The following is a 19,685-nucleotide window of genomic DNA, read 5'->3' on the forward strand; positions in this document are numbered from 1 at the left end:
GGGTTCCCGTTCCTGGCTATTCGGCGCTGGTCAGTTTGGGCGCGACCGTCAGGCCCGGCGACGCGCGCCAGAGTTCACCGATGACGATACGGTCGTTGCGGTCGATGCCGCTCGTGATTTCCTGCAGAGATCCCACGGCCTGGCCCAGCTGGACATAGCGCTTCTCGATGACATTGGCGGCGTTGACGATGAGCAGGTAGCGGCCGCCCTGGTCTTCCTGCAGCGCGCGCTGGGGCGCGAGCAGAGCGTTCTGGACGACCTTGCCCATTGGCAGGCGCAGTTTGGCGAAGACGCCCGGCAGCATTGCGCGGTTCGCATTGGGAAAGATGCCGCGCAGATAGAGCGTGCCAGTGGCGGCGTCGATGGCGGGCGCCACATATTCCAGCGTCCCCTTGTGCGGGAAGCCGGTTTCGTCGGTGAGCGCCGCCTCGACCGGAATTTTGTGCAGCTCCTCCAGAGTCAGCCGGCGCTGGTCGAGATTGGCGCGGATCTGCAAGGCCTGCTGCGAGCTGATATTGGCGACGACATAGATCGGATCAAGCTGGGTGATCTGGGCGAGCACCGCGGTCTGGGCGCTGGCGCCGACCATGTTTCCGACGTCGATGAGGTGCTTGCCCATCTGGCCGTCAAAGGGCGCGCGCACTTCGGTATAGCCGAGATTGAGCTGGGCGAGCGCCACCTGCGCCTCCGCCGCCAGAATATTCGCTTCGGCGGTCTTCTGCTCATAGACCCAATGATCGACCTCAACCTGGGAGGTGGCCCGCTGTTTCAGCAGCGCCGTATAGCGGCCGACCTCGAGTTTGGCGTGGTCTCGCGCGACCGTGGCGGCCTGCAGCTGGGCCTGGGCCTGTTGCAATTGCGCCTTGTATTGATCCTGCTGGATGATGAACAGGAGGTCGCCCTTTTTGACGATCGCGCCGTCTTCGAAAAGGATCTGCTCCAGATAGCCCGGCACGCGCGCGACCAGCTTGACCTGATTGACCGCCTCGGCGTTGCCGATGATTTCGAGCGTGTCGCTCACGGTCTGCGTCTTGGGCAGCATGACAGGGATGGACGGCGCCGCCGAAGGCGCGCCGGTCTGGGCATGTACTGTAGCCGGCAGGGGATTCGCCAGCATGGCGAGGAGTGCGAGGGCGGTAGCGCGCGCCGCGCGTAGCGGCGAAGAACGGAAAATATTTTTCATGGCGATCACCATTGCGGCGGCCTCACAGTCGGTCCGAGGTCAGACGGGCCTGGCAGCCCGGGCGTCGCTGCCCGCTTCTGGCCGGCGGGCGGGAGCAATTCGCCCCAATTTGTGCGCGCGCGCATCTCGTCGCGGATGGAATCGCTGACGAAATCCTTGCCCCAGCGGATCTGCCAGCCACCGCCCATCGCGCGATAGGCGGTGGTGAGGCTGATGGAGACATTGCCCTCTGCCGCCGCAAGATTATTTTGCGCCTGGTAGAGGTTCTGCTCGGCTGTCAGCACTGTGGTGAAATCACGCGTGCCGAGCTGGTACTGGGCGAGAGCGATGGTCAGGGCGTTGCTGGCCGCCGAGACGCTCTTCCGAAGGAAAGCGACCTGCTGGCGGCCCTGGATGAGGCCGCTGAGTCCGTCCTCGACCTCGCGCTGCGCCTTGAGCACGCTGTTCTTGTAATTGGTGAGCAGCGCCTGCAATTCGGCGTCCTGCGCGCGGACGTTATTGGTGATCTGTCCGTAATTCAGAATCGGCCAGCTGAACGAGGGGCCGAAGGCGAAGGTCACGCTCGGCGAGGTGAAGAGCTGGCTGATCTTGTTGCCATTGGTGGTGCTGACCAAGGTGCCGAGCGCGCCGCCGAGCGAAAAGGCGGGATAGAGATCGGCCTGGGCCATGCCGACCTGCGCGCCTTGGGCGATGGCCTTCAATTCCGCCGCGCGGATGTCGGGGCGGCGGCGCAGCAGATCGGCTGGAATGCCGACCGCGACGCTGGCAGGCGGCGCGGGAATGCCGCGCGACCCTTTGAGCAGACCGTCGACCGTCTCGGGCGGCTCGCCGAGCAGCACGCGCAGGGCGTTTTCCTGCTTTTGCAGCTGGGCGGCGTATTGCGGAACCGCCGCTTGCGTCTGGGCCAGCACGTTCTGGGCCTGATAGACGTCGAGTTCGGAGGTCGCGCCCCCTTTGAAGCGGGCGCGGGCGATATCCAGCGCCTCCCTCTGCTTGACGACATTCGCCTGAGCGATTGCGATCTGCGCCTGCAGCGTGCGGATGGCGATGTAATCGCTGGCGACGTCGCCGATCAGGGTCACCAGCACGTCGTCATAGCTGGCGATGGAGGCGAGATAGGCGGCGTCGGCGGATTCGACGCCGTGGCGGAACTTGCCCCAAAGGTCCAGCTCCCAGGCGACCTGACCGCCGAGATTGACCCGCCAGAATTGCGTGGACAGGGTGTTGCTGGGGTTGGAGGTCGCGTCGGTGCGGCTCGGCTGGAGATAATCCGCTGTGCCATTGAGCTGCTGCGTTTGCGGATAGACCTCGCCGACGGCCTGTCCCAGCACCGCCCGCGCCTTGAGGACGCGCGCTCCGGCCTCCATGAGGGTCAGGTTCTGGTCATAGGCGATCTCGACGAGGCGATTGAGCGTCGGGTCGCGGAAGGTCGCCCACCAATTGCGGTAATCCTGACGGCTCGTCTTGACCGAGGGATTGCCCGCTTCCCGCCATTTGACGCCAATCGGAGCATCCGGGATCACGACATTCGGGCCGACCGAACAGGCGGAGAGGGACGTCGCCAGGGCGAGGGCCGACAGCCCCGCCATGCGGCCGCGCGGCGCGCCGACGGATCGGCGCCAGCGCCGGGACATGCCGCGATTTTGCTTCATAAAACTCCGTCCCCGGCGGCTCTTAACCGAGCGTCAACTAGTTAGCGTTTTAATGAAAAACGAATCTCGTGAAATGCTAGGCGCCACTGATCGGACGATCAAGCGGACCTGAGGCGTTGCGCGCAATTCCTGTCGCACGTGTCATTAGCGCAACAGGCATTTTTCTCAGTCCGCCATGGGTTTAGCGTCACGCGGCCCGAAAGCCGCGTGAAAGCGCGTTGCGCTGCAATCCGTATCGCAGGTCAGGCGAGATAGTCGTGAACGACCTTGCCCAGATCGAGCGTCAGGTCGGCCAGGATGTGGGTGGCGGAAACCACTTCCAGAACCGGCAATTCGGCGACCGGGGCCAGCGCATGCGCGAACAGGTTGAGCGAGGCGGGGCCGGTCCAGGCGCCCTTGAGGTCAATGTCGCTCAGCCTGTATTCCACGATCTCGCAGATGCGCGGCGTCCCGTCGACATGCGGGATGATCTTGAGCAGGAAATTGGGCGCCTCCAGCGAGGCCTTCACCGCGGCGAGATCGGCCTGCCTGTGCTTGTAGCCCATAGTGCCGACGGCGACCCGCACGGGGCCGTAATGCAATTCTCCCACCAGCGTGTCGATCTCGACCTTGAGGGTCGGTCTCGCCAGCTTTTTCGGAAAGCCCCATAGTTCGCGCCCGCCCGCGATTGGCGGATGATCATTGAGGAACATGCAATGGGTGTAGCCGCCCTTGCGGCCCTCAAAGGTCACGGGAATGACCTGTCCGGTCTCGGTATAATCGCCGAAGCCGGTCGAATCCGGCATGCGGATGAACTCATATTTGACCAGCGGCTCGTCGATCTGAAGCGGCTCGGGCACGATTTCGCGCAGCTTCGCCGGATCGGTCCGATAGGTGATGATGAGATATTCGCGATTGAAGAAGCGATAAGGCCCGATGGGGTAGGCGGGGCTGGTCAGGGGCATGGCGAATGCCCGGCTGAGAACGTCCTTTTCCTTCATGTCGTGCTCCGGGGTGTGACGGCGTGGGGCGGGCGTCAGACTTCGCGGGAAAAATCGAATACGCGGAAGCCTTCGCGATTGTGCGGGCGTTGCAGAACCTCGGGATGGGAGAGCGCCTTGCGGCCGGCGGCATAGCCGGCGCTCCAATGCTCCTCCATCGTGCGGCGGGAAAATTCATAATCCTTCGCCGCGCCTTCGTAGTTCTTCGCGTGATAGATCAGATGGACGATATTATAGACCGACTCGTCGGCTTCCCTGGCGAGGTACGCAACCTCTGGCAGCGCGCGAACTTCTTCCGGCAAGTGCTCGTAAGCCTGACGGAAAATCCGCCTGAGCCTCTGGGCGCTGAGGACCTGGTGGGTCGCCTCGCGGGTCCGGCTGGAAAACATGATGTCCTTCTGCCGCACCTCGGCCTCCGAGAGATCGCGCGGCAGATCGCCGGTGGCGCTCCATAGATCGACCTGGAAGGTAAGCGTGTCCTTGCGCGGGCGGGAATCGAGCACCCATTGCAGCGGCGTGTTGGAGACGATGCCGCCGTCCCAGTAGAACTCGCCGTCGATTTCGGTGGCCGGAAAGCCCGGCGGCAGCGAGCCGCTCGCCATGATGTGGCGGAAGTCGATGCGATGGGTCGTGGTGTCGAAATAGGTGAAATTGCCGTTGCGGACATTGACCGCGCCGACGCTGAGCCGCGACTCGCCGGAATTGAGCCGGTCGAAATCGACCAGCCGCTCCAGCGTCGCTTTCAGCGGAGCCACGTCGTAATGACTGAGTTCAGCCGGACTCGGCGCCGGCCAGACGAAGGGGGAGGGAACGCGTGGACGGAAAAAGCCGGGCGCGCCCAAAGCCGCCACGCCCATGGCGCGGAACTGGTTGAGCGCGCGGTGAATGGTCTCGTTCAGATGTTTGACGCTTGGATTATAAGGCGCGCCGAGCGGGCCAAGCGGCGGCTTGCTCACCGTCTCCCAAAATTCGCGCAGCTTCTCGACCCTTTTTTCGGGCGCATTGCCTGCGATCAGCGCCGAATTGACGGCGCCGATGGAAATGCCGGACACCCAGTCGGGATGAATATCGGCCTCCGCCAGGGCCTGGTACACGCCGGCTTGATAGGAGCCGAGCGCGCCGCCGCCCTGAAGGACCAGCGCGACAGATTCGAACTGCTTTCCTGTGGCGTCACTCCGGGAGAGGCGGGTTGAATCCTCGGTCATGAACACTCCTGCGCGTGCTTGAGTCGCCGCCGAGCCTCACCCGGATGGGATTTGGAAACAAGGCGAAATTTTTTTTCGCCGCCGGTTCTTTTGGCATGACGCGCGGCAGGTCCTGGGCGCGTTTCGGGCTCTTTGCCGCCGATGTCGATCCCCGGCGGCGCGCGGCGCCAGCCATAACCTTGCGCGGTCTGTTCATAGCCGTAGTCGCCGACGCTGTTGCAATTGATCAGCGTGCTCAGGGGCGCGATATCGGTGCGCTCGCCCGGCGCAATGCCCGACAAGGCGAGACCGGCGATCAACGCGAGGGCGGAGGCGGCGACCCGGTTCAGAGCTGACGAAGCGGCGACTTTGCTTGAGCGGGCCAGGTTTGACGCGCCGAGATCCATTGCAAAATCCAGCCGATCGATAAACATGGGCCAGGCCGGGGACAAGTCGTTTCCATCTGGCGGGATCAGGGCGTTCGGCTGGCGGGGAGCGAATCGCGGAACATGGGCATCAGGATTTTGCAGGGACTTTTGCCGCTGAAGCCGCGCGAGGCTTTGAAAGACGCGCTCGCCGGTCTCACCTTGGCCTCGATGAACGTGCCGCAGGTGCTCGGCTATACGCGAATTGCAGGGACGCCGGTCGTCACCGGCCTTTACACCGTTCTGCTGCCGCTGGTCGGCTTCGCCTTGTTCGGCTCGTCGCGGCATCTGGTGGTGGCTGCGGATTCCGCGACCGCCGCGATTTTTTCCAGCGCGCTCTCGCGCATGGCGCCCGTCGCCAGCGGAAAATACATGGCGCTGGTCGGCATGCTGACCCTGCTGACCGCCGCGCTGCTGCTGCTGGCGCGCATCTTCAAACTGGGCTTTCTGGCGGATTTTCTCTCGCGCACGGCGCTGGTCGGGTTTCTAACCGGGGTCGGCGTGCAGGTCGGCGTCGCCATGCTGCCCGACATGTTGGGCGTCGGGGTCGATTCGCACCGCACGCTCGGCCAGCTCTGGGATGTCCTGCGCGGTCTGCCCAATCTTCATCCGTTCGATTTCGCGCTCTCGGCCTTCGTCGTCGCCGCCATTCTGTTCGGGCGGCGGTTCGCGCCGCATTTCCCGATTTCGATGGTCCTCGTGGTCGGGATGATCGCGGCGAGCGCCTTCTTCGATTTCGCCGGGCGCGGGGTCGCCGTCATCGGCCCCGTTCCGGGCGGACTGCCGTCGCTGCGCTGGCCGGACGTCAGCTGGTCGGAGACTCTGGCGCTGCTGCCGGTCGCGGCCTCCTGCTTTGTGATGATCATCGCCCAAAGCGCCGCGACGTCGCGCGTCTACGCCTTGCGCCATGGGGAGCGCGTCGATGAGAACGCCGATATTCTGGGCCTCGCGGCGGCCAATGCCGGGGCGGCGCTGACCGGCGCCTTCGTCGTCAACGGCAGCCCGACCCAGACCGCCATGGCGGACAACGCCGGCGCCCGCAGCCAGTTCGCGCAGCTCGTTTTCGCGGCGCTGGTGGTGGTCGTTCTGCTCGCCTTGACAGGGCCGCTGCAATATCTGCCGCATTGCGTGCTCGCGGGCGTGGTCTTCACCATCGCTGTCGGGATGGTGGACGTCAAAGGGCTGATGGCGATCCAGCGCGAAAGCGCGAGCGAATTTCATCTCGCCCTGTTCACCGCCGCAGCGGTTCCGTGCATCGGCGTCGAGCCGGGCATCCTGCTCGCCATCGCGCTGTCGCTGGTCGGCCATGTCCGTCACTCCTACCGGCCGCATATCGCCATGCTGGCGCCGAACGCCGAGGGCCGTTGGGAGCCGAGGGACGCGCAGCCGGGCGTCCAGACCGCGCCGGGCCTGATCGTTTATCGATTTGGCGCGGATCTGTTTTACGCCAACGCGGACCGTTTCGCCGACGAGGCGCGCGAGCTGATCGCCAAGGCGCCGTCGCCGGTGCGCCATTTCGTGATCGACGCGGCCGCCCTGACCGACATCGACTTTTCCGCCGCGCGGACCTTTCGCGATCTGCTCGGCGAACTCAGGGAAAAGCAGATCGAGGTCGTGCTTGGCCGGGTCAGCGCCAATCTGCGCGCCGATCTGGAGCAGCACGCCCTTGTCGAGGCGCTCGGCGCGGAGAAAATTTTCTCGACGCTGCATCAGGCGTTGGCGGCGGTCGGCGTCGATGGCGAGTCCAGCGTCGGTCCGATGGCCTGATCAGGTCAGCGCTCCGATGACGGCGCCGCCCATCAGCGACGCCAGTGCGCCGGCGACGAGCGCGCGAAAGCCCAGCGCGACGATGTCGTGCTTCCTCTCCGGCGCCATGGCGCACAGGCCGCCGACCAGAATGCCCACAGAGCCGAAATTGGCGAAGCCGCAAAGGGCGTAAAGCAGGATCAGCCGAGAGCGCGGGCTCAGGGCGCTTTCCGGCAGCGCGGCGAGGTCGACATAGGCGATGAATTCGTTGAGCGCGATCTTCGTGCCGAGCAGCTGCGCGGCGGTATCGACATCGGACGCATCGACGCCGATGGCGAAGGCCAGCGGCCGGAATAGCCAGGAAAAAATTCGTTGCAGGCTGATCGGCGCGCCCCAGAGATCGGGCAGGGCGCCGAGCATGGCGTTGAGAAGCGCGACCAGAGCAAGCAGCACGATCAGATGGGCCAGAACATGGGCGAGGATGCCCACGCCGTCGCTCGTGCCGCGCGCAAGGGCCTCAAGCGCGTTGCGGGGCGGGTCGGCAATGACGATGGTCGCGTCGCCCTCGTTGCTCGGTTCAAAGGGGATGAGAATGGCGGCCACAGCAATGGCCGCGGGCGCCGAGATCAGCGCGGCGGTCAGCACATGGCCAAAGGCCTCGGGAATGGCCGCGCCGAGAATATGGCCGTAGATCACCATGACAGACCCCGCGATTCCGGCCATGCCGGCGGACATCAGGGCGAAAATCTCGCCGCGCTGCATCCGCGCGAGATAGGGGCGGATCAGGATTGGCGATTCCACCATGCCGACGAAGAAATTCACCGCCGCGCCCGTGCCCAGCGCGCCGCCGACGCCGATCGTACGGCGCAGCGCGAAGGCCATGCCGCTGACAACCTTCTGCATGATCCCCCAATGGAACAGCAGGGCGGAAAGCGCGCAGATCACCAGGATCAGCGGAAAGACATGGAAAGCGAAAACCATCGGGGAGCCTTTGCCATTGGGTTCGAAGGGCAAAGGCGCGCCGCCGAGATAGCCGAAGACGAAGCTCGTCCCCGCTTCGGTCGCCTTGTCGAGCGCGCCGACCGCGCTGGCGAGCGTCGCCATGAAGGCGCTGGCGGGCGGGAATTTCAGCAGCAGCAGGGCCAGCGCCGCCTGCAGGGCGACGCCCGCGACCACGACGCGCCACGGAATGGCGCGTCGGTTCTCGCTGAGCATGAAAGCGAGGCCGAGCAGGCAGGCGAGGCCGAAAATTCCGTGGAGGACATTCATCGCGGATAAATCACGTTTGGGCTCGGGGAGGAAACAGGGGCGGGGCCTCCAGACCATAAGCAATCGAAAGGCCAGAAACACGGATCGCCACGCGGCGAACGCAAAAATTGCGCGCGCGAATTGCTTTGGCGCATTGCGAAGCCGACGACCCGTGGCAGGATGAAGGCCATGCGCAAACTCGATCTCGGCAAGGTCTATCAGAAACTCGAACCCGGACCTGTCGTTCTGCTGACGACGGCAGAGGGCGGTCGCGCCAATGTCATGACTATGTCATGGCACATGATGGTCGAGTTCAATCCGCCGCTGATCGCCTGCGTCGTGAGCGAGGGCGATTACTCGCATCGGGCGTTGAAGCAGACCGGCGAATGCGTGCTCGCCATTCCGCCGGCGGAAATGGCCGAGACGGTGGTCGCGATCGGCAATTGCTCGGGGCTCGACGTCGACAAATTCGCGCGCTTTGGCCTCAGGGCCAGGCCGGCAAAAGAAGTTGGCGCGCCGCTGCTCGACCAGTGCATCGTCAATATCGAATGCAAGGTCGTGGATCGCGCGCTCGTGGCGGCTTACAATCTGTTCGTTCTGGAGGCGGTGCGCGCCTGGATCGACCCGAAGCAGGCCAAGGCCAGGACCCTGCATCATTGCGGTTACGGCCGTTTTCTGCTGGACGGCGAGGAATTACGGCTGCGTTCCGCCAAGCCGTGACGAATTAAAGCCGTGATGTTTCAAGGATTTGAAAACCACAATTGCCAGGAGAAATGAAATGACAGTCTATCGCCTCTCGCCCATCGCCCCGGACGATCCGTCCTGGAAATATTCAGTGGAGAAGGCCCATGTCTGGGCGGGCGCAGCGACGGCCGAGGACGCCCGCGAACTCGTCGCAGTCAAAACCGGATTTTTGAAACTGGCCGTGCAAGGCGCCATCTCGCCCTGGAAGGACGAGGGCGTCACGTCCTGCAATGAAGAGCCGACGATGAACTATCCAGACCCCGGCGAGGTCATCCGCGAGGACGGCAGCCGGGTCGATCACTGACAAAAAACAGCCGCCGCCGGTTGGGAACCGGCGGCGGCGAAATCAGGCGTGATGGACGTTCAGGCGACGTTGTGAAGGCCGGCGTCGACATAGATCGTGTCGCCGGTCATGCCGGAGGCGGCGCCGCCGACGAGGAAGGCGGCCACGCGCCCGACTTCGGCGATATCGACCAGACGATGGGCGGGGCTGCGCTTCACCGCGGCGTCGATCAACTCGTCGAATTCGGCGATGCCGCTGGCGGCGCGGGTCTTGAGCGGGCCGGGCGAGACGGCGTAGACGCGGATGTTCTTGTCGCCGAGCTCCGCCGCGAGATAGCGGGTTGTCGCCTGCAGGGCGGATTTGACCGGCCCCATCACATTGTAATGGTTCACCACCTTGTCGGCGCCGTAATAGCTCATGGTCAGCAGCGCGCCGCCCTGTTTCATCAGCGGCTCGGCCAGCCGCGCCATTTCGATGAAGGAATAGCAGGAGACGTGCATCGCCTGCAGGAAGCCTTCCAGCGAGCAATCCACCACCCGGCCATGCAGATCCTTGCGCGGGGCGAAGGCGATGGAATGAATGACGAAATCGAGCTGCCCCCATTCGGCCGCGATGCGCTCGAAAACGCTTTCCATCTGGCCGGGTTTTTCGACGTCGAGCGGCAGCAGCAGGCTCGCCTCGATCTGTTCGGCCAGCGGCTGGACGAAGGGCTTGGCCTTTTCGTTGAGATAGGTCAGCGCGAGTTCCGCGCCGAAGCCGCGTAATTTGGCGGCGCAGCCATAGGCAATGGAATTCTCGTTGCTGACGCCGACGATGAGGCCGCGCTTGCCCTTGAGCATTTCGCCGATCTTGAGGTCGGGATCCCAGACCTTGGGCAAGGGGTCGATCTTGAGGGCCTGTTCGCGCATTTTTTGCTCCTGATGTGAGCGCCGCCCGGCAAGGCCAGGGCGGCGCGGCGGGTGTTCAGTTCGCGGTATAGGAGAAGAAGCCGCGCCCGGACTTGCGGCCGAGATAGCCCGCGTCGCACATCTGCTTCAGCAGGGGGCTGGGGCGGAATTTGGGGTCGTTGAAACCCGCGTAAAGAGTCTCCATCACGTCGAGCACGATATCGAGGCCGATGAGATCGCCCAGCGACAGCGGGCCCATCGGATGTGCGGCGCCGAGCTTCATCATGGCGTCCACGTCTTCGGGCGTCGCGACGCCTTCATAGACGCAATTGACCGCCTCGTTGATCATCGGAATCAGCACGCGATTGACCACGAAGCCATAGGAATCCTTGGAGACGCGCGCATCCTTGCCGATGGCTGCCACCAGCGACGTGATCGCCGCGCAGGTTTCGTCGCTCGTCTGCATCGCGCGGATGATCTCGACCAGCGGCATCATCGGAACGGGATTGAAGAAATGCATGCCGATGACGCGCGAGGGGATTTTCGAGGTTGCCGCGATCTTGGTCAGCGAAATGGAGGAAGTGTTGGAGGCGAGGATGGCGTCGGCGCGGCAGACCCGGTCAAGTTCGCCGATGATGGCCTTCTTAACCTCGAATTTTTCGACGACGGCTTCGACGACGAGATCGCAGCCATGGAGATCCTCGACGGCCAGCGTGGTCGTGATCCGGGCGAGGGCGGCGTCGGCGTCGGCTGCGGAAAGCTTGTTTTTCGAGACGAGGCGGCCGAGGCTGGTCTGGACGACGGATCGGGCATGATCGAGCGCGCCCTGCGCCAGATCGCGCAACACGACGTGAAAGCCGGAGACCGCAAAGGCCTGTGCGATGCCGGAGCCCATCGTGCCCGCGCCGACAACGCCGATTTTCTGGATTTTCAAACTCATCAGAGCCTCTTTCGCCGAGGCGCGCCGCCCGCAAGGCCGGAGGGCCCAGGTCGAAGCGCGCGCCAAACAGGGACCGGCGCCAATCGCAAGTCCGTGGCGACCGGGGAGAACCCCGGCCTCAAGGGTTTATAAACGGCTCTTGACGCGATGACGACAGCAAGTCCGCCGCACGCGTCAAGCGGGCGGCGGAAAAGGTCAGTCGTGCAGCCCCATTTCCGGAACATAGTCCGGAATGCGCAGGCTCGCGCTGGTCGCCGCGACGATCTCGGCGATCTCCACGCCGGGGGCGCGCTCACGCAAGAAGAGGCCCTTGTCGGTCGGTTCGATCACCGCCAGATCGGTGACGATGAGGGTCACGCGCCGGGTCGACGTGAGCGGAAGCGTGCATTTCGGCACGATTTTCGGCCGGCCCCGGGCGGTGTGCTGCATGGCGACGATCACGCGGCGGGCGCCGGAGACCAGATCCATCGCGCCGCCCATGCCGGGCACCATGCGCCCGGGCACGACCCAGTTGGCAAGGTGGCCGTCCTCGTCGACTTCGAGTCCGCCGAGCACGGTGGCGTCGAGATGGCCGCCGCGCACGAGGCCGAAGGACAGGGTGCTGTCCACGGTCGCGGCGCCGGGCACGGCGGAGACGAACGAGCCGCCCGCGTCGGTAAGGTCAATGTCCTCCATGCCTTCCGGCGGGGGCGACCCCATGCCGACAATGCCATTCTCGGACTGGAACAGGATTCCGGAATTGTGCGGGATGTAGCGTGAAACGCCGGTCGGCAAGCCGATGCCGAGATTGACCAGAGTTCCGGCGTGCAATTCGCGCGCGACGCGGCGCTGGATGATTTCTTCGGGGCTCATGCGGCGCCTCTCAGGATGATGTAATCGACCAGGACGCCGGACGTGGACACATGGTCCGGCGGAATGACGCCAACCGGCGAGATTTCGCGCGGCTCAGCGATGACGGTTTCGCCCGCCATCGCCATCACCGGATTGAAATTGGTCGCGGTGAGCTGATAGGTGAGATTGCCGGAATAATCGGCGCGATCCGCGTGGATCAGTGCGAAATCCGCCTTGAGCGGCGGCGCATAGAGCCAATCTTCGCCATCGATCTCGATGACTCTCTGCCCCTCGGCGGCGATGGTGCCGAGGCCGGTCTTGGTCAGTATGCCGCCGAGGCCGAAGCCGCCCGCGCGGATGCGCTCGGCCAAGGTGCCCTGGGGCACGAGGTCGACCGCGATCGAGCCGTCGATCATGCCCTTCTGAGTCTCAGGATTGAGGCCGATATGGGACACGATGGCGCGCGTGACCGCGCCGGTGCGAATCAGCTTCCCGATGCCGTAATTAGGCCTGGCGGTGTCATTGGCGATGATCGTGAGATTTTTTCGTCCGAGATCGACCAAAGCGTCGATGATTCGGTGGGGACTGCCGACGCCCATGAAGCCGCCAATCATCAGAATGGCTCCATCAGGGATCATTTCGGCGGCCTGTTGGGGGGTGACGCCCTTTTTCATCGGCCGTATTCCTCGCATGTTCGGCTTTGTCGCCCGGCGGCGGCAAGCTCAGCCGCATCCATAGCACGCCATAAATAGGCGACCATTGATACAACACCGTGAACGCGACATTTCACGGCCCGGCGCGGCGCTTTAGGGCTCGCTGCGCTGCACGTAAAACGTGTCTAAATTTGAATTACACGGGCAAATTGAGCAGTTGTTTACCGCGGCCCCTTAACGTCTTCAACGCGTCGCCAGTTTGGGGCGCGGCGGGAAGGGACGAACGGCGCATCCTGTTTGGCGGTTTTCATCGGGCCGCCGGGCCGCCGGATCGCCTGTTCGGCGGCTCAAGGATGTTTCGTTGACGATAGCCCAGGCCCATTCGCGCGTTTCGGTCGGGACTCGAGCTCCGACGCCGGCGCATGCGCCTGCAAAAGGGAGCAATGAAGGCAGGGCCTTTTTCGACGCCGCACCGGCACTGACCCTGGGTGGGGCCGTGCTCGGCTTCGATTTCGGCCTGCTCAGCAATTTCGCGGGTTGGGCGCTCATCGCCGCCGCGGGCGTCAAGATCGGCGTCCAGATCCTTGAAAGCCGGGTCAAAAGCGGCGCGACCCGATTTCCCGACGCGGCGCATGGCCTCGCCGGCGCCGGAATGGCGGCGGCGCTGGGATTTCTGTGCCTTTCGGTCTTCCTGATGGACGCGCCGGCGAGCATCAGGACGGCGGCGGCGATTTCCACGGTCGGCTACGCCGTCCTCGCTGCGGAACGCGAAGCGTCGCGCCCGCGCCTCGCCAATTTGCAGGCCGCCTGCGCGCTGGGCCTCTTCGCGGTGGGCCTGGCGCTGACCTGGGACAAATATTCGCCCGTCGCGATTGCTTCGACGCTGAGCCTTGGCTTCGCCCTGTTCATGGCGACGCGGCGGCGTTCGCGCGGCGCGGCCCAGACAGCGGAGTCCGGGCGCCGCTTCACCGTCGCCCTCAACAGCATGAGCCAATGTGTCGGGATGTTCGATTTCTCCGGGCGGCTGATCGCCGGAAACAGCCAGTTCCACCGCATGTTCCGGATTGCCGAGCCCGCCGTCGAGCACGCGCCGATCGAGGATATGCTGCGAAAAAGCCTTGGGCTTCGGATCAAGGATCCAGCGGCGGTCGATGTGCTGTGCGAGGCGGCAGCGGAGGTGTTGAAACGGCAGGCGCGCGAATGTGTCGCGCTGGAGCTGTCCGACTCCCGTTTCATGGAATTTACCTTCCAGACCACGCCGGACGGTTTTTCGATGCTGATCGAGGACGTGACGGCGCGGCGGGCCTCGGAGCTGCGCGTCGAACGCCTCGCGCGCATCGACGATCTCACCGGGCTTTCGAACCGGACGAGTTTTCGTGAATCGCTGGAGCGCGCGACCGCCGGAATTGGCGAGGCCTCGCCGCCTTTCGCCGTGATGATGGTCGATCTCGACCGCTTCAAGCATGTCAACGATTCGCTGGGCCATCCCGTAGGCGACAAATTGCTGCAAAGGGTCGCCAAGCGCATGCAGGAAATGGCCGATCCGGAAGATGTGGTCGCCCGGCTCGGCGGCGACGAATTCGTCTTCCTGCGCTTCGGCGGGCGCGAGGACGCGGCGCGTTTCGCCGCCAGCGCGGTCGAGACATTGAGCGAGCCCTATCTCGTCGAAGGCGCGAAACTGATGATCGGCGCCTCGATCGGAATCGCCGTGGCGCCCGACGACGCGACCGAGGCCAGCGACCTGATGAAAGCGGCGGACATGGCCCTCTACGCGGCCAAGGACGCAGGGCGGGGCGCCTTCCGCTTTTTCCACGCCGAAATGGCCGAGGAGGCGCGTCGCAAACAGGAGATCGAGCAGGATCTGCGCATCGGCATCAGCCGCAACGAGTTGGAGGTGCATTACCAGCCCATCGTCAGCCTCGTCAAAAGGCGCATCTGCGGCTGCGAGGCTCTTGTGCGCTGGCGCCATCCCGTGCGCGGGCTGATCTCGCCGGCGGACTTCATGGAGATTGCGGAGGATTCCGGCCTCATCGTGCCACTCGGCGAATGGGTGCTGCGGCAGGCCTGCAACGACGCAAAATCCTGGCCGCGCGACGTGAGGCTGGCAGTGAATTTTTCAGGCATCCAGTTCGCGCGCAGCAATGTCGCCGAGACCGTGCGCCGCGTGCTGAAGGAGACGAAATTTCCGGCGTCGCGGCTGGAAATGGAGATCACGGAATCGGTGCTGATGCATGATTTCGAGGCCGTGCTCGACACCATCGACCAGTTGCGCGACATGGGGATGAGGGTCGCGCTGGACGACTTCGGCGCGGGCTATTCCTCGCTCGCCTATCTCAGCAGGTTCCGGCCCGACAAGGTGAAGATCGACCAGTGTTTCGTGCGGGACATGGCAAAAAACGGCACGGCGCTCGCGATCATCAAGGCGGTCAAGGCGATCGTTCAGGAGCTCGAAATCGACATGCTGGTCGAGGGTGTCGAGACGATGCAGCAGTTCGAGATCCTGCGCGCGCATGGCGCCGACGAGGCGCAGGGCTATCTGTTCAGCAAGCCGCGCCCAGCGCAGGAAATCGCGCGTTTCGTCGCGGATCCGGCGCAGCTCGTGCGCGGTCGCAAGCTGCTGATCGAAAAAACCGCGCCTTGGGTGAAGAGCTGCGAGCGGGTCAATCCGGCGATGGCGCAGCGCGCCGTCGGTTGAGGCGCGGCGCGCGCGATGTTTCGCGCGCGCCGGACCCTGGGCGATTACGGAGCGGGGACGACCCGATAATAGACGCCGTTGGCGCCATAGGCAGGCTGCAGCCAGCCGGAATCGCAGCGATAGAACACCTGCCCGGCGACATTTTGATAGGCGCAGCCCGTCGGCAAATAGCCGTAAGTCACGCCGACCGGCCAGGCGTGAGCCGCCGCCGTCGCGGCCGCCGCGCCGACGACGGCGCCGGCGGCCACCGCGCCAGCGCCCCAGCCCGCGGCGCCGCATCCGGCGCAATAGGCGCCATAGCTGTTGACCACCACCGGCTGATGATAATAGGCGCCATAGGCTCCGGTGTGATACACGCCGCCGCCATCCACCGCCGTCCCGTGGTAATAGCCGCCGTAATCGCTGGCGTGCGCGACGCCGTTGGGACCGGCGGCGGTTCCGTGCCAATAGCCGCCCGCGTCGCTCACATGGGCGACGCCGTCCGGTCCCGCCACCGTGGCGTGATCGAAGCCGCCTGCGTCTCCGGCGTGAAAGCCGCCATAGCCGCCGTGGAAGCCGCCGAAGCCGCCGCCGCCGCGAAAGAACGCGCTCGCCGGCTGCAGCGAGGCCGCCAAAGCCAGGGCGGCCGAAATCGCAATGATCGATTTTTTCATCGCAAGAACTCCTGTGCTTGAGGGCCGGGTTTCACTTCTTGTCCACGGGCGGTTGGGGGGCTGCCGGCGGAATGGGGGCTGCCGGCGGCTTGGGGGCGCCCGGAGGGTAGAACTCGATGCGCTTCGCCTTGGCCGCCTTTTCGGAGGCGAAGGCCGTTGCTTCGACTTTTTCGCCGAGCTTCCAGTTTGAAAACTCCGTCTGGTAGAGCGCATGCGCAGGCTCATGCGCATAGACGACCGCAATCTTGCGCGGCAGATGGTCTTCGGCGCCGAGCCAGATTTGCCCGGCGGCGTCGTCGCCGGCGATGGCGATCATGTCGGTCGTCGTGCCGCCAACCGCGATCGAGCGCCCGATATAGAAGGCTGAATGCAGGTTTTTCGAAAGTTCGCCATAGGGATTCGACGCCATCACATCGGCGAACGGGAAATAGATCGCGGCTTTTTCCCAGACTTCGTCGAGCAGTTTGTCGATGGTTGGCGGCGCGTCGGCAATGGCCACGAGTTCGAGCGAGGGGATATAGGCCGACATGGTCTTGCCGTCGTAATAGAATTCGTCCGGCGTGCCGTCGCCCAGCGTCATGACGCGCAGCTTGTCTGGGCGCTGCATTTTCACAGCGCTGACCGAGCTGTAGAACAACGGCTGGCCGTTCAGCGCCACGCGCTCATAAGTGGAGGTGGCGTCGAAGGAAACGGTTTGAGCGCCCGCGAGAGCGGCGCTCGCGGCCTTGAGCAGATCGAGAGCCTTGGGTTCAAGCTTCTCGGCCGCGGCCGTCGCCGCGGCCGGAGGCGGGGCGTTCTGCGCCATCGCCGCAGGCGGGGCGAGGGAAACCATCATGCCCAGACAAAGGCCGAGCGTCAGCGTTTTCGACATTTGGGTATTGCTCCCTTTTTTCGCCGGACATCCTGAAAATGCAAGGGTCCGCCTCAAATCGCGCCCGCAGGAATCAGGCGCCTGAAAGAGGCCTTGAGCCTAGCATTTTCGACCCGAACAGAACACATGAACGATCGCGCCCGGACGGGATCCGGGCGCGTCGTTGCGCGAATGGGATCTGAAACTTGCCTGGCGCTGGAGGCGAGCCGCCGAAGCGCGGCTACCCGGCTCAGAATGCGTAGATAATCGTCGCCTGCGGCCCCAGCAGCGTCTGCTGGAAACGGAAGCTGCCATTGAAATTGTTGGCCTTCTCATAGTCGACGTAAAGGGCGCGGAAGCCCACGGTCGATGAGATGTTCTGCGTCCAGTTGTATCCGACCGCCGCAAAGGTCTGCCAGGTCACGCTCTTGTTGTAGCCGCCAATATCGGCCTCGGCGTCCACGAACCATTTTTCGTTGATGACGTATCGCGAAGCGAAACCGATGATCGGGTCGACCCAATCCTTGCCTTGCGTCGCGGAGAGGCCATAGCCTGCGACCGGCGCGCTCAATCCGAGCGTGTTATTGACCCCGAAATAACGGGCGCCGGCGATTCCGTAAAAGTTCAGATTGGCGATCTGAAGCGGGAGCCGCACGCCGCCGAAACCTGTCAGGATCGTCATGGCGGTGTGCAGGTTGGCGTTCACGCCGCCGAAAGTGGTCAGCGCCGCCGGCCCACGGAAGCTCGCGCCCGCAGAAAGGGCGCTCCAGTAGAGGTCCACGCCGGCGATGAATGTATCGTTACGGGCGATGAGACTCAGCGGGACGACGCCGTTGAGTTTGGAAAGAATCTTGAAGAAGCCCACATCGACCGATGAGGTCGGGAAGCCGGCGACGCCGACATTGCTGATGATGCTCGGCGCCCAGCCATTGACCGTGGCCTCGAAGCGCCAGCCGCTGGGGATCGGCGCCAGGACAGGAGCGGGCGCTTCCTTGACCGAGGGCAGGTCCGCGGCAAGGGCCGGCGCCGAGGTCGCCAGCATGGCGGTCAGCAAAGCCGCGCTGCTCAAAATGAATTTCCGCACGCGGGTCTCTCCCAAATCAAGGCCCAATCGTCAACGCGGGCAGAATGGCAAAATAAGCGCATGAATGAAATGTCCGGCCGGATTGCGATGGCGCCATTTCCGGCCGAAGTGGCAAATTTACGACAAACCGCCAGCGGCTTTTCCCGTTGGCTCCCGCCTCAGGAGGTTTTCGTCAACCGCGGCGGCTTCCATTCGCCCTTGCCGGGCGGAAGGATGGAGGGCGGTTCGGTCTTGGGCCAGTAGAGCCGCATCACCAGATAGATTGATCCGGCAGGCGCCGGAAGCCAGTTCGATTCCTTGTCCGCCCCGGGCGATTGATTCTGGATATAGAGCGTCAGCGAGCCATCCGCGTTGCGCTTCAAATTCGGCAACATGGGCGAATTGATCAGGTAGCGGTCGATCGGATTCTTCACCAGCAATTGCGTCTTGCCGTCATACATGGTGACGGACCAGAAGGCGTTGACCGGAGGCAAGCTGTCGGCGGCGAAGGTCAGCGTATAGGCGTGAGCGGCGCCGTCGAGCAGTGCGCCGACGCCGTCCTGGTGGGTCATTGGATACATCGCCTCTTCGGCGTCATTGGCGTAGATCCCGGCCTTCGCCAGCGCCGCGCGCGCGAGCCAGTCGCCGTTGAAAAAGGAGGCGTCGCCGCCTGCCGCGCCGACGCGCCAGCCGTTCACATCGACGCCGCGCTGCGCCACGGCTCCGTCTGTCTTGCGGGCGCCTTTCTGCATGCCAAGCGCGATTTCGCGTTTCTGCTCGACCGACAAATCGTCGAAATTGAACTTCTTGCCGGGACCGATTCCGATCTGCGCCATCCTCGCGCGAATCTCCGCCTCGTTGGGCGCCGGGGGGATGAATTGCAGGGCGAAATCGAGGAATTCGAAGAAGAGTCCCTTGACTGAATCCCTGTCGATCTTCGGAAAATCGATCTGTGGCGCGGCGGGCGGCGCTGGCTGTTTCAGAAAGGCGGAGAGCGGCTGGACCTTATATCCGGACTGCACCTTGATGACGTTGTCGATGTCGGCCGCGTCGAACAACTGGGTGCGGTAGATCGCGCCGCCGAGTTCGCTCCCGGACCTGAAGACCTTCTTGATCCCGGGCGGAATTTCGCCCTTCCAATCGGGGCCGACCACGAGATAGTCGCCCGCTTCGCTTCCGGTCGTCCGTGAGCCGATATAGCCGAAATTATAGGTGCTTCCGTCGAACAGCTGTACGGAATAATAGCGCTTCGGATCGATGGCGGGAACGGACAGAACCAGCGGTTCGGTGCGCAAATCCATGAACAGCATCGAATAGGGCGTGTCGCTGTTCGGGGTGACGACCGCGGTGTCCTTGTAGGTGAAGACCTCGTGGGCGTTGGCGATCTCGTTAAAGGGCGCCTTGAACTGGCTGGAACTCCGGTCGATCGCGATCTGATACATCACGGAATAGTTCATGACGATCGGCAGGCCGAAGATGAACGCTTCCTCGGCGATGTCCCGGATCGCGTCGGAGTCGGGACGCGAGGAGTCGGCTTGTGCGACCGCGGTAAACGGCGCGGCCGAGGCGAGAGCGACGAAGCCCACGGATTTCAACAAGTTGCGCTTGGATAGCATCGGGCGTTCTCCGGTTTTGGCGCGTTCGGTCGCGACGCGCTCTGTCTGGTTT

18 protein-coding genes are annotated in these 19,685 nt (G+C 64.1%); 4 read left to right on the top strand and 14 right to left on the bottom strand.

The window, feature by feature from the left end:
* Positions 1–16 precede the first annotated feature (16 nt).
* The 5 genes from QM467_RS03380 to QM467_RS03400 form a co-directional block, all read right to left on the bottom strand.
* On the bottom strand, positions 17–1,183 hold the full coding sequence (locus QM467_RS03380; RefSeq protein WP_283364888.1) for an efflux RND transporter periplasmic adaptor subunit: 1,167 nt from the start codon (positions 1,181–1,183) through the stop codon (positions 17–19).
* A 5-nt stretch (positions 1,184–1,188) separates the two neighbouring features.
* A complete protein-coding gene (locus QM467_RS03385; protein WP_283364889.1) occupies positions 1,189–2,835 on the bottom strand; it encodes an efflux transporter outer membrane subunit in 1,647 nt (548 codons plus the stop codon).
* Positions 2,836–3,077: 242 nt separating this feature from the next.
* Positions 3,078–3,815, bottom strand: a complete 738-nt coding sequence (locus tag QM467_RS03390; RefSeq protein ID WP_283364890.1) for an acetoacetate decarboxylase — start codon at positions 3,813–3,815, stop codon at positions 3,078–3,080.
* Positions 3,816–3,850: 35 nt separating this feature from the next.
* Positions 3,851–5,020: a patatin-like phospholipase family protein gene (locus QM467_RS03395; protein WP_283364891.1), complete on the bottom strand. Its 1,170-nt coding sequence runs from the start codon at positions 5,018–5,020 to the stop codon at positions 3,851–3,853.
* Positions 5,017–5,433 (bottom strand): hypothetical protein, encoded by a 417-nt coding sequence (locus QM467_RS03400; protein ID WP_283364892.1) that lies wholly within the window; start codon positions 5,431–5,433, stop codon positions 5,017–5,019. The genes QM467_RS03395 and QM467_RS03400 overlap by 4 nt, the downstream gene beginning before the upstream one ends.
* A gap of 75 nt (positions 5,434–5,508) precedes the next feature.
* Between QM467_RS03400 and QM467_RS03405 the strand changes: the two genes are divergently transcribed.
* Positions 5,509–7,191, top strand: coding sequence for a SulP family inorganic anion transporter (locus QM467_RS03405; RefSeq protein WP_283364893.1), 1,683 nt, complete (start codon positions 5,509–5,511; stop codon positions 7,189–7,191).
* On the opposite strand, the gene QM467_RS03410 is transcribed toward QM467_RS03405, so the two are convergent.
* Positions 7,192–8,439: a NupC/NupG family nucleoside CNT transporter gene (locus QM467_RS03410; protein WP_283364894.1), complete on the bottom strand. Its 1,248-nt coding sequence runs from the start codon at positions 8,437–8,439 to the stop codon at positions 7,192–7,194. It lies immediately after the preceding gene.
* Positions 8,440–8,607: 168 nt separating this feature from the next.
* Here QM467_RS03410 and QM467_RS03415 point away from each other — a divergent pair, with 168 nt between their 5' ends.
* Positions 8,608–9,138, top strand: coding sequence for a flavin reductase family protein (locus tag QM467_RS03415; RefSeq protein WP_283364895.1), 531 nt, complete (start codon positions 8,608–8,610; stop codon positions 9,136–9,138).
* Between the two features lie 58 nt (positions 9,139–9,196).
* Positions 9,197–9,466, top strand: a complete 270-nt coding sequence (locus tag QM467_RS03420) for a hypothetical protein (RefSeq protein ID WP_283364896.1) — start codon at positions 9,197–9,199, stop codon at positions 9,464–9,466.
* A gap of 59 nt (positions 9,467–9,525) precedes the next feature.
* Here QM467_RS03420 and fabI read toward each other — a convergent pair whose 3' ends face one another.
* The 4 genes from fabI to QM467_RS03440 all read right to left on the bottom strand — a co-directional run bounded on the left by fabI (position 9,526) and on the right by QM467_RS03440 (position 12,777).
* Positions 9,526–10,353 (bottom strand): enoyl-ACP reductase FabI, encoded by an 828-nt coding sequence (gene fabI, locus QM467_RS03425; protein WP_283364897.1) that lies wholly within the window; start codon positions 10,351–10,353, stop codon positions 9,526–9,528.
* 55 nt (positions 10,354–10,408) lie between these two features.
* Entirely contained in the window at positions 10,409–11,272 is an 864-nt protein-coding gene (locus tag QM467_RS03430) for a 3-hydroxyacyl-CoA dehydrogenase family protein (RefSeq protein WP_283364898.1), read from the bottom strand.
* Positions 11,273–11,467: 195 nt separating this feature from the next.
* Positions 11,468–12,124: a 3-oxoacid CoA-transferase subunit B gene (locus QM467_RS03435; protein WP_283364899.1), complete on the bottom strand. Its 657-nt coding sequence runs from the start codon at positions 12,122–12,124 to the stop codon at positions 11,468–11,470.
* Positions 12,121–12,777 (bottom strand): CoA transferase subunit A, encoded by a 657-nt coding sequence (locus QM467_RS03440; protein WP_283364900.1) that lies wholly within the window; start codon positions 12,775–12,777, stop codon positions 12,121–12,123. Before QM467_RS03440 ends, QM467_RS03435 begins: the two co-directional genes overlap by 4 nt.
* 340 nt (positions 12,778–13,117) lie before the next feature.
* Between QM467_RS03440 and QM467_RS03445 the strand changes: the two genes are divergently transcribed.
* Complete coding sequence (locus QM467_RS03445; RefSeq protein WP_283364901.1) at positions 13,118–15,451, top strand: putative bifunctional diguanylate cyclase/phosphodiesterase; 2,334 nt, start codon at positions 13,118–13,120, stop codon at positions 15,449–15,451.
* A gap of 44 nt (positions 15,452–15,495) precedes the next feature.
* Here QM467_RS03445 and QM467_RS03450 read toward each other — a convergent pair whose 3' ends face one another.
* The 4 genes from QM467_RS03450 to QM467_RS03465 form a co-directional block, all read right to left on the bottom strand.
* A complete protein-coding gene (locus tag QM467_RS03450; protein ID WP_283364902.1) occupies positions 15,496–16,104 on the bottom strand; it encodes a hypothetical protein in 609 nt (202 codons plus the stop codon).
* Positions 16,105–16,135: 31 nt separating this feature from the next.
* Positions 16,136–16,975, bottom strand: a complete 840-nt coding sequence (locus QM467_RS03455; RefSeq protein WP_283364903.1) for a DUF2092 domain-containing protein — start codon at positions 16,973–16,975, stop codon at positions 16,136–16,138.
* Positions 16,976–17,204: 229 nt separating this feature from the next.
* A complete protein-coding gene (locus tag QM467_RS03460) occupies positions 17,205–18,038 on the bottom strand; it encodes a hypothetical protein (RefSeq protein ID WP_283364904.1) in 834 nt (277 codons plus the stop codon).
* A gap of 158 nt (positions 18,039–18,196) precedes the next feature.
* Entirely contained in the window at positions 18,197–19,633 is a 1,437-nt protein-coding gene (locus QM467_RS03465) for a DUF1254 domain-containing protein (RefSeq protein ID WP_283364905.1), read from the bottom strand.
* Positions 19,634–19,685 lie beyond the last annotated feature (52 nt).

This window comes from Rhodoblastus sp. 17X3, assembly GCF_030056575.1.
Lineage (GTDB): Bacteria > Pseudomonadota > Alphaproteobacteria > Rhizobiales > Beijerinckiaceae > Rhodoblastus.